This window comes from Sanguibacter sp. TS_SC_8 (assembly GCF_055361235.1).
In genome coordinates, this window is record NZ_CM143955.1 from 1,555,109 (window position 1) to 1,567,655 (window position 12,547).

The window sequence follows — 12,547 nt, forward strand, 5'->3', positions numbered from 1 at the left end:
CCCCACCCCACCTCCCGCGCTGATCCGCTGAGTGCATGATCTTGTGCGCGACACGCCGAGGCGACACGCGCACTTTCGTGCGCTCAGCGGGGGAAGGGGGGGGAGAGGGGTGGGTTACTTGCCGGCGGTCATCTCCTGGTCGCGGGCGATCGTGGCCGCGACGCCGTGGACGACCGTGGCCAGGAAGCCGCGGTCCTCCAGGGCCAGCAGGCCGGCGACGGTCGTGCCACCGGGGGAGCAGACCGTGTCGATGAGGTCCCACGGGGACTTCTCCGACTCGAGGACCATCTTCGCCGAGCCGAGCACGGTCTGGGCGGCGATCCGCGTCGCGAGGTCCTTGCCCATCCCGGCCGCCACGGCGGCCCGGGCGAGGGAGTCGATGAACAGGTAGGCGAAGGCCGGGGAGCTGCCCGCGATCGCGGTGTACGTCGAGAACTGCGACTCCGGGAGCTCGATGGCCGCACCGACCGCGGTGAACATGGCGACCACGAAGGCCACCTCCTCGGCCGTGGCGGCCGCGTTGCCGCAGACGGCGGCCATCCCGGCGCCGATCATCGCGTTGACGTTGGGCATGACGCGCACGACCGGGGCGGCCGTGGTCGCGCCCGTGGTGAGCAGCGACTCGAGCTTGGCCAGCGTCGTCCCGGCGGCGATCGAGACGACCACCCGGCGCCGGTCGGCGATCTGGGCGGCGAGCGGAGCGAGCACCGCCGGGAGCACCTGCGGCTTGACGGCGAGCACGACGACGTCGCTCGCGGCCACGAGTGCCGCGTTTGACTCCACGGCGCGGATGCCGAGCTCGGCGGCGAGCGCCTCGCGCTTGTCGGCGTCCGGGTCGAACACGACGATCTCGGATGCGGGCAGGAAACCGCCTGCGATCATCCCGCGCACGATCGCGGTGGCCATGTTCCCGGAGCCGATGAATCCGACCGTCATGTCGTCTGCCTTCCAGTGCGTCGAGGCGTGCTAGAACAAGAACGGTACCTGCTCACCCTCTTGGAGAAGCCATGACATCCACCCCCGCCCACCCCGCCTCGACCACCGCCCCACCCGCTGTCCTGCGCGCTGTGGTGACCGGTGCGTCGTCGGGCATCGGGGCGGCGACCGTGCGCCGGCTGCGGGCCCTGGGCTGGGACACCGTCGCGGTGGCCCGCCGTGAGGACCGGCTGGCCGCGCTCGCGGCCGAGACCGGCACGAGCTACGTCGTCGCAGACCTCACCGTGGCCGACGACGTCGCCCGGCTGGCCGCCCGGGTCACCGCGGGCGGGCCGGTCCACGCGCTGGTCAACAACGCCGGTGGCGCGCTCGGGACGGACTCCGTGGCCGGCGCCGACATCGACCGGTGGCGGCGGATGTACGAGACGAACGTGCTGGGCACCCTCGCCGTCACGCAGGCGCTGCTGCCGGCGCTGCGCGACTCCGGTCGCGGGGACGTCGTCGTGCTCACCTCGACCGCGGCGCACGGGACGTACCCGGGCGGGGCCGGGTACGTGGCCGCCAAGCACGCCGAGCGGGTGATCGCCGACACCCTGCGCCTCGAGCTCGTGGGGGAGCCGGTCCGGGTGATCGAGATCGCCCCCGGCATGGTCCGGACCGAGGAGTTCTCCCTGACCCGGTTCGACGGTGACGCGGCGAAGGCGGACGCGGTGTACGCGGGCGTCGACGAGCCGCTCACCGCCGACGACGTCGCCGACGCGATCACCTGGACGCTGACCCGACCGCACCACGTGAACATCGACCACCTGATGATCCGCCCGCGGGCCCAGGTGTCGAACACCCAGGTGGCCCGCCGAGCGACCTGAGCCCACGCCGGTCGTCCGCGCCGCCGGTCCGAGCCGCCTGCCTCCCGACCGCGCGGACCTCGGCAGAGAGGGAGTGCCATATCGTTTGTCGTTAGTATCGATGAACGATATGGTGTTGTCATGGATGCCAACGACACCTCGCCCGCCGGCACGAGTCCCGAGCCGCCGACGACCCCGACCACCCTCGTCGACCAGACCCCCAAAGACCGTCAAGGTCTCTTCTGGAACGTGGCCGCCTGCGCGGTCGGTGTCGTCGCCGTCGTTGTCTCCTACCTCCTGAAAGCCACGTACCAGTGGCAGGAGGGGTTCGTCGAGGTCGCCTTGCAGCAGGTGGACGGGGTGATGGTCACCCAGCCGCCCGCCGGGATCGAGCTCGTCCCCTCCGGAACCCTGGCCGCGACGGTCGCCGTCGACGCCCTCCCGACCGGTGCGGTCGTCCTGCTCTGGCTCGCCGACGGCCTCCAGGCCGTCCTGTGGTGCGCCGTCCTCGTCCTGCTCGGGCTGCTCGCCCGGAACTTCGCCGTCGGGCGGATGTTCGCGCCGAGGACGCTGTGGCTGCTCAACGTGTTCACGATCGCGGTCTTCGCCGTGGTCGCCGGTCCGCAGTTCCTGCGGCACCTGGGGACCAACTGGGTCATCGGCGCCCTGGGGTGGGACGGGCACCGGGCCCCGAACCCCGACTCCGGCGTCTCCGTGTGGATCGCCTACTTCGCGATGCTGTTCTGCGTCTGCATGCAGATCGCCCTGCGCAGCGGTGCCCGGCTCGCGCGGGACCAGGACGGCATCATCTGATGGGGGAGCAGAGCGACGACCACGCCGTGGTGTGCCGGCTCGACGGACTCCTGGAGGCGCGGGGGATGACCCTGGTCGAGCTCTCCGAGCGGGTCGGGGTGTCGGTCGTCAACCTCTCCGTGCTGAAGAACAACCGAGCCCGGGCGATCCGGTTCAGCACCCTCACCCGGCTGTGCCAGGTGCTCGGATGCACGCCGGGGGACCTCTTCGACGTCGCCTTGGACGGGTGAGGGACGAGTGAGGGACGGTTGACCGGTCCGCGCACCGAGACGGCGGTTGTGCCCACGCGTGCCGGGCTGGCATGATCGCCTCGTGACCTTCACCGAGCAGACCTCTCCCGCGCGCACCGTGCGCCCGGGACTCTGTGCGGCGTCGTGCACGGCTGCGTGTTGTTGAGGCCCACCGCCTCCGACCGACCGGCCTGACCACCTGAGATCCTCTGCGATCTGTGGTGCACCCAGGCGCCAGCCAGCACCCCAAGGACTCGCCATGACCACCCTCGCCCTGCCTCTCGACCGCACCCGTGAGCTCACCGGCCACGCTCCCAACCTCGCTCCCGGCCTCGTTCTCGACACGTCCTTCGACGGCTCCGTCGACCTGTCCCTCGACCTGTCCGTGGTGACCATCGAGTCGCTGGTCGCCCGCGACATCTCGGCGTACACCGAACGCCACCGTCAGAGCGGTCGGGCGCCCGGGCGGACCGGGCGCGAGGTCAGCGCACTGTAGGTCCGGACGCCTGGGCTGTCATCCGCAGCCCGGGGAGCCCGCGCCGGGCGATGAGCCACTCGGCGACGACGACGTTCGGGAGCCAGCACAGGAACGCGACGGGCGCGTAGGCGGTGTCGAAGAGGGCCGCCGGATCCGGCTCGGACCCGGCGAACGGCAGCTGCACCGCGACGAGAACACCGTGCTGACGTCAGCGCCGACGGGGGAGCGGGCGGGCGTGGTCGGGACGACGGTGTTCATACGGCCTCCTTGATCGACGGCTGGTGCACCTCCAGCCTCGACGTACCCCCGCATGCCCGGCTATCCGGGACGTCCCCGGTTGGGCCCGGACTCTCTGTCGGTCGGGGTAGACGGTCTCTCTCGCGCACCCCCTGACCCGACCCCTGAGGTGCCCCTGACCCCCACCGGTCCCGCACCCGTCCACCCATCCGACCAGCCCTGCGGCGATCTCGACGACGAGTCGACGAGCGCCGACGCCCCGTGCTGGCAGTGACGGAGCAATGCCGGGTAGCATGGCCCCACAGGCATCGACCCGGCCATCACCGGCGAGCCTCCGGAAGAACAGGCCCGCCCTCCCGGCGGACCCCAGTAGACCCGGACGGGTCAGGCCCGTCACAGCCGGCATGAGAGGTCGCCCAGCAGCACCGGGCGGCAAGCGGGGTGGTACCGCGGCACGGCGCGCGAGCGTCCGGCGTCGTCCTCGCACGGCACGCGCACCACTCGGACCACCCGCAACAGGAGCCGCATCCTCATGTCCAGCTCAGCCCAGAACTCCGCAGCAGCCCAGTACCCCAAGCACCGCCCCGAGCACGGGGTCGTCGCCTCGCCGAACCTGCCCGCGCTCGAGGAGCAGGTGCTCGCGTACTGGAAGAAGGACGGCACCTTCCAGGCCTCCGTCGACGCGCGCCCGGCCGGGGAGGACGGGACGAACGAGTTCGTCTTCTACGACGGCCCGCCCTTCGCCAACGGCCTGCCGCACTACGGCCACCTGCTGACCGGCTACGCCAAGGACGTCGTGCCGCGCTACCGCACCATGCGCGGGTCGAAGGTCGAGCGGCGCTTCGGCTGGGACACCCACGGGCTGCCCGCCGAGCTCGAGGCCGAGCGGATCCTCGGCATCACCGACAAGTCCCAGATCGAGGCGATGGGCATCGACGTCTTCAACGAGGCGTGCCGCACGTCGGTCATGAAGTACTCCGAGGAGTGGAAGCAGTACGTCACCCGCCAGGCGCGCTGGGTGGACTTCGCCAACGACTACAAGACCCTCGACGTCACGTTCATGGAGTCGGTCATCTGGGCCTTCAAGCAGCTCCACGACAAGGGCCTGGCCTACGAGGGCTACCGGGTGCTGCCGTACTGCTGGCGCGACGAGACCCCCCTGTCCAACCACGAGCTGCGGATGGACGACGACGTCTACCAGTCCCGCCAGGACCCCGCGCTCACCGTGGCGCTGCGCCTGCTCGACGCCGACGCCGCACCTACGAGCGAGGTCGTCCTCATCTGGACCACGACCCCCTGGACGCTGCCGTCCAACCTCGCCGTGGCCGTCGGCCCGGACGTCGACTACGTCGTGGTGACCCCCGGGCCGCAGTCTCCGCTGGCCGGCTCCGAAGTGATCCTGGGTGCCGCGCGCCTGGGCGCCTACGCCAAGGAGCTCGACCTGTCCGACGACGCCGCCTCGCACGTGCTGCGCACGGTCACCGGCTCTGCGCTGGCCGGGCGGCGCTACGCGCCCGTCTTCGACTACTTCGCCGGCGACCCCGAGAACCCTCACGCCCACCAGATCCTCAGCGCCGACTTCGTCACGACCGAGGACGGCACCGGGCTCGTCCACCTGGCACCCGCCTTCGGCGAGGACGACATGGCCGTCTGCCTCGAGGCGGGCATCCAGACGATCGTCCCGGTCGACGCCCGCGGCCGCTTCACCACCCAGGTCCCCGACTACGCCGGGGAGCAGGTCTTCGACGCCAACCCGGTCATCATCAAGGACCTCAAGGACGGCACCGGCCCATCGGCGCGCATCGATGCGTCGCGCCGCGCCCTCGTGCTGCGCCACGAGACCTACCAGCACTCCTACCCGCACTGCTGGCGCTGCCGGAACCCGCTCATCTACAAGGCCGTCTCCAGCTGGTTCGTGTCGGTGACGAAGATCCGCGACCGCATGGTCGAGCTCAACCAGGACATCACGTGGACCCCCGAGCACATCAAGGACGGGCAGTTCGGCAAGTGGCTGGCCGGCGCCCGCGACTGGTCGATCTCCCGCAACCGCTACTGGGGCACCCCGATCCCGGTGTGGGTCTCCGACGACGAGGCCTACCCGCGCATCGACGTCTACGGATCCCTCGCCGACCTCGAGGCGGACTTCGGCGTGCCGGTCACCGACCTGCACCGGCCCTTCATCGACGAGCTGACCCGCCCCAACCCCGACGACCCGACCGGGGCGTCCACCATGCGCCGCATCCCGGACGTGCTCGACGTGTGGTTCGACTCCGGCTCGATGCCCTTCGCCCAGGTGCACTACCCCTTCGAGAACACCGAGTGGTTCGAGAACCACTACCCCGGTGACTTCATCGTGGAGTACATCGGCCAGACCCGCGGGTGGTTCTACACCCTGCACGTGCTGGCCACGGCGCTCTTCGACCGCCCCGCCTTCCGCAACGCCGTCTCGCACGGGATCGTGCTGGGCTCCGACGGGCGCAAGATGAGCAAGTCGCTGCGCAACTACCCCGACGTCTCCGAGGTCCTGGACCGCGACGGCTCCGACGCCATGCGCTGGTTCCTCATGAGCTCCCCGATCCTGCGCGGGGGCAACCTCGTGGTCACCGAGGAAGGCATCCGTGACTCGGTGCGCCAGGTGCTGCTCCCGGTGTGGAGCACGTACTACTTCTTCACCCTCTACGCCGGGGCCGCGCGTTCGGGCGCGGGCTACACCGCGCGCCGGGTGGCCCCCGAAGAGGTCGCCGGCCTGCCGGACATGGACCGCTACCTGCTCGCGAGCACCCACAACCTCGTCACCGACGTGCAGACCCAGCTCGACGCCTTCGACGTCGCCGGGGCCTGCGAGAGCGTGCGCCAGTACCTCGACGCGCTGACCAACTGGTACGTGCGCACCCAGCGGGACCGCTTCTGGGCCGAGGACGACAACGCCTTCAACACGCTGTTCACCGCCCTGGAGACGCTCACACAGGTCATGGCGCCGCTCGCGCCGCTGCTCACGGAGGAGATCTGGCGCGGCCTGACCGGTGGGCGCAGCGTGCACCTGACCGACTGGCCCGTCCTCACCGGAGCCGACGGCGCACCGACCGAGGCCGGCCTCGTGCTCGCCGCAGACCCGGCGCTGGTGGCCAGCATGGACAGGATCCGCTCGATCGTGTCCCTCAGCCTCGGCCTGCGCAAGGCGCACCAGCTGCGCGTGCGCCAGCCGCTGGCCACTCTCACGGTCGTGGTCGCCGACCCCGCGGCGCTCGAGCCGTACACCGCGCTGCTGCGCAGCGAGCTCAACGTCAAGTCCGTGGTCCTCGTCCCGCTGGCCGACGGCGCGGAGGAGAGGTTCGGCATCTCCCGCCGGCTGAACGTCAACGCCCGCGCGGCCGGCCCGCGCCTGGGCCGAGGCGTCCAGGCTGCCATCAAGGCCGCCAAGGCGGGGGACTGGTCCACCGGTCCTGACGGCGTCGTCGCGGTCACCACGGCCGACGGCGACGTGCCCCTCGTCGAGGGCGAGTACGAGCTCGTGACGGTCGTCGGCGACGACACCGCCGGTGCGGCCACCGTGGCCGCAGCCGTGCTCCCCGGCGGCGGCTTCGTGGTCCTCGACCTCGAGCTCACCGACGCGCTGCTGGCCGAGGGGTACGCCCGCGACGTCGTGCGCGACGTCCAGGACGCCCGCAAGGCCGCCGGTCTCAACGTCGGCGACCGGATCATCCTGTCCCTGGCCGTCCCGGCGCAGTGGTCCCTCGCGGTCGACGAGCACCGCGACCTCATCGCCCGCGAGACCCTCGCGGTCGAGATCCTCCTGGAGACATCACCCACCCCCGACCGGCAGGTCGTCGTCACGGCGGCCACTGCCACGACAGACGGAGTCGACGCGTGAGCACCCGCAAGAACGGACGCCGCCGGGACACCGGACCCGTCGTGCCCCCCGAGGTGCAGGCCGAGCTCGACGCGGTCTACCGCGAGATCATGTCCCGCGCCCCGGAGCACGCCATCCACCCGACGCTGGAGCGGGTCCGGGACGTGTGCGAGCTGCTGGGCGACCCGCAGCGGGCGTACCGGACCATCCACATCACCGGGACGAACGGCAAGACGTCCACCTCGCGGATGCTCGAGGGCCTGGTCCGCGAGCACGGGCTGCGCACCGGACGGTTCACCAGCCCGCACCTGAGCTCGGTCACCGAGCGCATCGCGATCGACGGGCAGCCGATCAGCGCCGAAGGCTTCGTCGAGGTGTTCCGCGACGTCGAGCCGTACATCGCGATGATCGACGCCCGGTCCGAGGCGGCGGGCGGCCCGCGGCTGAGCTTCTTCGAGGTGCTCACCGTGATGGCCTTCGCCGCCTTCGCCGACGCCCCGATCGACGTCGCGATCATCGAGGTCGGCATGGGCGGGCTGTGGGACTCCACGAACGTCGTCGACGGGGAGATCGCGATCGTCACCCCGATCTCCCTCGACCACCAGAAGTGGCTCGGGCACTCGATCGAGGAGATCGCGGAGAAGAAGGCCGGGATCATCAAGGACGGCGCGACGGTCGTGCTCGCCGAGCAGAACCCGGTCGCCGAGGAGATCGTCCTCGCCGAGGCGGCGCGCCGTGGTGCCCGGGTGCTGCGCGAGGGCGCCGATCTGGAGGTCGCCGAACGCTTCCCCGCGGTGGGTGGTCAGCTCATGAGCCTGCGCACCCCGGCCGGCCTCTACACCGAGATCTACCTGCCGCTCTACGGTGCGCACCAGGCGCACAACGCCCTGCTCGCCCTCGCGGCCACCGAGGCGCTCGTCTCGGGGGGCGGCGCCCTGGACGGCGACGTCGTCGGCGCGGCCTTCGCCGCCGCGGACTCCCCGGGTCGCCTCGAGGTCGTCCGGTCCAGCCCGACGATCGTGCTCGACGCCGCCCACAACGGCGCGGGCGCCCAGGTGCTCGTCGACGCGATCGACGAGTCCTTCGAGTTCACCCGGCTCGTCGGTGTGGTCGGCATCCTCGAGGACAAGGACGCCGAGACGATCCTGTCGATCCTCGAGCCGATCCTCGCCGAGGTCGTCGTCACGCAGTCGAGCTCGGTGCGCTCCCACGACGTCGACGACCTCGAAGAGCTCGCGATCGAGATCTTCGGCGAGGACCGGGTGCACGCGGCCCCCCGTCTGGACGACGCGATCGACGTGGCCGCCGGCCTCGCCGAGAACGAGGACACCACCGGGGTCGGCACCGGCACCGGGGTCCTGGTGACCGGGTCGGTCATCCTCGTCGCTGAGGCGCGGATGCTGCTCGGCCTCGGATGAGCAGGGCCAGGTCAGCGGTGCTTCAATGGACCTACCTGGCTGGCGCGCGATGGAGGGTGAAGTCATGAAAAAGCTCATCAACGACCCCGAGCATGTGGTCGCCGAGTCCGTCGAAGGCTTCGGCTGGGCGCACTCCGACATCGTCGAGGTGCGCAGCGACCCGATCCTGGTCCTGCGCCGCGGGGGTGCGGTGCCCGGCAAGGTCGGCCTGGTCTCCGGCGGCGGGTCCGGGCACGAGCCGCTGCACGCCGGCTTCGTCGGTGTCGGCATGCTCGACGCCGCGGTCCCCGGCGCGGTGTTCACCTCGCCGACCCCGGACCAGATCCTCCCCGCGCTGACGGCCGCGGACAGCGGGGCCGGCGTGCTCGCCATCGTCAAGAACTACACCGGCGACGTGCTCAACTTCGAGACCGCCGTCGAGCTCGCCGAGGACGACGGGGTGACCGTCGCGGTCGTGGTGGTGGACGACGACGTCGCGGTCAAGGACTCCCTCTACACCGCGGGACGGCGTGGGGTGGCCGGGACGGTCGCGGTCGAGAAGATCGCCGGCGCGGCCGCCGAGCGCGGCGACGACCTCGCCTCGGTCGCGGCGATCGCGGCCCGGGTCAACGCGAACGTCCGGTCCATGGGTGTTGCGCTGACCGCCTGCACGGTGCCCCACGTGGGGCGCCCGAGCTTCGACCTCACCGACGACGAGGTGGAGATCGGGATCGGGATCCACGGTGAGCCCGGCCGCCACCGCATCCCTGCGGCCTCGGCCGACGTCATCACCGGCATGCTCCTCGACCCGATCTTGGAAGACCTCGAGGTCAGCCGCGGGGAGAATGTGTTGCTGTTCGTTAACGGAATGGGCGGCACGCCGCAGTCGGAGCTCTACGTGGTCTATCGTCAGGCACACCGGCTCCTCGAAGAACGCGGCATCGTCGTGGCGCGTTCGCTCGTCGGGAACTATGTGACGTCGTTGGAGATGCAGGGCGCCTCGGTGACCGTGCTCCGACTGGACGACGAGCTCACCGAGCTGTGGGACGCACCGGTCCACACCGCTGCTCTGCGCTGGTGACGTCCGTCTCCACGGGAGCGGTACAGGCTGTCTAGAGAGGGACTGAGGCAGGAATGACGTTGGACGTGGCATGGGCACAGCGATGGGCACGAGAGAGTGCCGCGGCGATCGCCGCGGCAAAGGACGAGCTGGTCGAGCTCGACCGGCAGATCGGTGACGGCGACCACGGGGAGAACCTCAACCGGGGATTCCAGGCCGTCGTCGCCAAGCTCGACTCGATCCAGGAACCGCCGCCGCTGATCGGCGACGTGCTCAAGACCGTCGCCACGACCTTGATGTCGTCGGTGGGCGGGGCCTCCGGGCCGCTGTACGGGACAGCGTTCCTGCGGGCCGCGAAGGTCAGCGGCCTCGCCGAGCTGGACTCCCAGGCCGTCGTCGCCCTGCTCGAGGGGGCCCTCGAGGGCATCACCGCGCGAGGGAAGGCGCAGCCGGGGGAGAAGACGATGGTCGATGCCTGGTCACCCGCCGTGGACGCCGCGGTCCACGCCGCGGATTCCGGCGCGAGCCCCGAAGAGGTGCTCGTCGCGGCGGAACAGGCAGCTGCAGCCGGAGCGGAGGCCACCACCCCGCTCGTCGCCACGAAGGGTCGGGCCAGCTATCTCGGGGAGCGCAGCGCCGGGCACAAGGACCCGGGCGCCGCCTCGAGCGTGATCCTGCTGCAGGCAGCAGTCCGCGCGTGCGGGGCCGCGGCGTGAGCGCCCAGGTCGCCCTGGTCCTGGTCTCGCACTCTGAACGTCTCGCGCAGGGAGCTGTCGACCTCGCCCAGCAGATGGCGCCCGAGGTCCAGATCCTCGCCGCCGGTGGGAACCCGGACGGCACGCTGGGCACGAGCTACGACCGCGTCCTCGACGCGGTGACGCGGGGCCTGGGCGCTGCGGACGGCGTCGTCGTCCTCGCCGACCTCGGGTCGGCGATCCTCACCGTGGAGTCCGTGCTCGAGGTGCTGTCCGACGACGCCGAGCGTGTCGTGCTCGCCGACGCGCCCTTCGTCGAGGGGTGCGTCGCCGCAGCGGTGACCGCCCACGGCGGGGGTACGGTCGCGGAGGTGCTCGGGTCCGCGGAGCATGCCGGGACGATGTTCGCGGCCCGTGGCGGCCCGGCCAGCGGCACGCCGTCGGGCGGGACTCCCGGAGAAGGTGACACGGGTGACCGGGCCGTCGAGCGGGCCCCAGGGACCAGCGAGGGGACCGTGCGCGTGCGCAACCCGTTGGGCCTGCACGCGCGGCCCGCGGCCGTGCTGGCCCGGCTCATCGCCGGGTTCGACGCGACCGTCACCGTCAACGGGGTCAACGGGGCGAGCGTGCTCGAGCTCATGAAGCTCGGGGCGACCGGGGGCCAGGAGTTGGCCGTGGTGGCCACCGGACCACAGGCACGCGAAGCCGTCGCCGCGATCACCGAGGCGGTCGAGGGTGGCTTCGGCGAGGCCTGAGCCGCAGCTCCCGGCGAGGCCTGGGTCTGCTCCCGGGTCTGTGTCGAGGCCCCACCGGGTCGGTGCACACCGCGGACGTGACCTCCGACACGGACGAGACGGGCGCCGGGGACCCGAAGGGCGCACCGACTTCGGTATCCTGAGTCCGTGAGCTCATCAGAGTTGCCTGCGCAGTCCGGTCCCGTCCGGGACCCCTCGGACGCGTCGCCCGCGACGCCGAGGATCGTGAGGAAGAAGGCTGCGAAGCCACAGTTCACCTCCACGATGCTGGTCCTCGAAGCCTTCGTGGTGCTCTTCGCAACGCTGGTGGCGGACAAGCTCTCCGGCGCCCCGTCGTCGAGGGTGTGGCTGGCCGGTGGGCTGCTGGCCCTCGTGCTCATCGTGCTGAGCCGGGTGGTGAGCGCCCCCGGCGGCTACATCGCCGGGTCTGCCGTGCAGATCCCGGTCCTGGCCATCGGGTTCGTCATCCCCTTGATGTTCCCGGTCGCGGCGGTCTTCATCGCGATGTGGGTGGTCTCGTTGTGGCTGGGCGCGAAGATCGACCGGGAGCGCGCCGCCTACGACGCCGCGCACCCCGACCAGGCGCCGAACGTCTCCTGAGCGGGCGGTCGCCGAGCGGGTCGCCGACCCGCACCGGCTAGGGTTTGGACCATGACCACCTCACCAGCCGTGTCCCGCACCCTCGTCCTCGTCAAGCCCGACGGCGTCCGCCGCGGCCTGAGCGGGGAGATCCTGCGCCGGATCGAGGCCAAGGGCTACGAGCTCGTCGCCGTCGAGCTGAAGAACGCCGACGACGCCCTGCTCGCCGCCCACTATGCCGAGCACGAGGGGAAGCCGTTCTACGCCCCGCTCGTCGACTTCATGAAGTCCGGACCGGTCCTCGCGATCGTCGCCCAGGGACAGAGCGTCATCCCCGGCTTCCGGTCCCTCGCCGGGACGACCGACCCCACGACCGCTGCCCCCGGCACGATCCGCGGTGACCTCGGTCGCGACTGGGGCCTGAAGGTTCAGCAGAACCTCGTCCACGGCTCCGACTCCGAGGAGTCCGCCGCCCGCGAGATCGCCCTCTGGTTCCCCACCCTCTGACCCACCCGTCTCAGCCCCACCGATTCACCCACCCCCACCCCGACCCACCCCGACCCACCCCGGCCCCACCCGCTGAGTGCGGGGGATCGGCTGCCCATAACGGACACGAGGCAGCCTTCTCCCCGCACTCAGCGGTGGGTGGGGCGGTTTGTGGGGGGTGGCCAC

At 71.3% G+C, this 12,547-nt stretch carries 13 protein-coding genes; 11 read left to right on the forward strand and 2 right to left on the reverse strand.

Annotated elements, in window-relative coordinates:
* Window positions 1-114: 114 nt before the first annotated feature.
* Window positions 115-936: a pyrroline-5-carboxylate reductase gene (proC, locus tag ACWA15_RS07040; RefSeq protein WP_464058821.1), complete on the reverse strand. Its 822-nt coding sequence runs from the start codon at window positions 934-936 to the stop codon at window positions 115-117.
* A gap of 71 nt (window positions 937-1,007) precedes the next feature.
* On the opposite strand from proC, the gene ACWA15_RS07045 reads away from it, so the two are divergent.
* The 4 genes from ACWA15_RS07045 to ACWA15_RS07060 all read left to right on the forward strand — a co-directional run bounded on the left by ACWA15_RS07045 (window position 1,008) and on the right by ACWA15_RS07060 (window position 3,320).
* Window positions 1,008-1,802, forward strand: a complete 795-nt coding sequence (locus tag ACWA15_RS07045) for an SDR family NAD(P)-dependent oxidoreductase (RefSeq protein ID WP_464058823.1) — start codon at window positions 1,008-1,010, stop codon at window positions 1,800-1,802.
* Window positions 1,803-1,922: 120 nt separating this feature from the next.
* Window positions 1,923-2,594 carry a hypothetical protein gene (locus ACWA15_RS07050; protein ID WP_464058825.1) on the forward strand — a complete coding sequence of 224 codons (672 nt, stop codon included), beginning with the start codon at window positions 1,923-1,925 and terminating at the stop codon, window positions 2,592-2,594.
* Window positions 2,594-2,824: a helix-turn-helix domain-containing protein gene (locus ACWA15_RS07055; RefSeq protein WP_464058827.1), complete on the forward strand. Its 231-nt coding sequence runs from the start codon at window positions 2,594-2,596 to the stop codon at window positions 2,822-2,824. The genes ACWA15_RS07050 and ACWA15_RS07055 overlap by 1 nt, the downstream gene beginning before the upstream one ends.
* 259 nt (window positions 2,825-3,083) lie before the next feature.
* Complete coding sequence (locus tag ACWA15_RS07060) at window positions 3,084-3,320, forward strand: hypothetical protein (protein WP_464058828.1); 237 nt, start codon at window positions 3,084-3,086, stop codon at window positions 3,318-3,320.
* Here ACWA15_RS07060 and ACWA15_RS07065 read toward each other — a convergent pair.
* Entirely contained in the window at window positions 3,307-3,486 is a 180-nt protein-coding gene (locus ACWA15_RS07065) for a hypothetical protein (RefSeq protein WP_464058829.1), read from the reverse strand. The two genes, ACWA15_RS07060 and ACWA15_RS07065, sit on opposite strands and share 14 nt — an antisense overlap.
* 585 nt (window positions 3,487-4,071) lie before the next feature.
* On the opposite strand from ACWA15_RS07065, the gene ileS reads away from it, so the two are divergent.
* The 7 genes from ileS (at window position 4,072) to ndk (ending at window position 12,382) form a co-directional block, all read left to right on the forward strand.
* Window positions 4,072-7,410 carry an isoleucine--tRNA ligase gene (ileS, locus tag ACWA15_RS07070; protein ID WP_464058830.1) on the forward strand — a complete coding sequence of 1,113 codons (3,339 nt, stop codon included), beginning with the start codon at window positions 4,072-4,074 and terminating at the stop codon, window positions 7,408-7,410.
* Window positions 7,407-8,807: a bifunctional folylpolyglutamate synthase/dihydrofolate synthase gene (locus tag ACWA15_RS07075; protein ID WP_464058831.1), complete on the forward strand. Its 1,401-nt coding sequence runs from the start codon at window positions 7,407-7,409 to the stop codon at window positions 8,805-8,807. The genes ileS and ACWA15_RS07075 overlap by 4 nt, the downstream gene beginning before the upstream one ends.
* Before the next feature lie 64 nt (window positions 8,808-8,871).
* A complete protein-coding gene (gene dhaK / locus ACWA15_RS07080; RefSeq protein WP_464058832.1) occupies window positions 8,872-9,867 on the forward strand; it encodes a dihydroxyacetone kinase subunit DhaK in 996 nt (331 codons plus the stop codon).
* Between the two features lie 53 nt (window positions 9,868-9,920).
* Window positions 9,921-10,562, forward strand: a complete 642-nt coding sequence (gene dhaL, locus ACWA15_RS07085; RefSeq protein WP_464058833.1) for a dihydroxyacetone kinase subunit DhaL — start codon at window positions 9,921-9,923, stop codon at window positions 10,560-10,562.
* A complete protein-coding gene (dhaM, locus tag ACWA15_RS07090) occupies window positions 10,559-11,296 on the forward strand; it encodes a dihydroxyacetone kinase phosphoryl donor subunit DhaM (RefSeq protein WP_464058834.1) in 738 nt (245 codons plus the stop codon). Before dhaL ends, dhaM begins: the two co-directional genes overlap by 4 nt.
* A gap of 225 nt (window positions 11,297-11,521) precedes the next feature.
* Window positions 11,522-11,896, forward strand: coding sequence for a DUF4233 domain-containing protein (locus ACWA15_RS07095; protein WP_464058836.1), 375 nt, complete (start codon window positions 11,522-11,524; stop codon window positions 11,894-11,896).
* A gap of 51 nt (window positions 11,897-11,947) precedes the next feature.
* The gene (ndk, locus tag ACWA15_RS07100) at window positions 11,948-12,382 is read left to right on the forward strand and encodes a nucleoside-diphosphate kinase (RefSeq protein ID WP_464058838.1); all 435 of its coding nucleotides are present in this window, start codon (window positions 11,948-11,950) and stop codon (window positions 12,380-12,382) included.
* Window positions 12,383-12,547 lie beyond the last annotated feature (165 nt).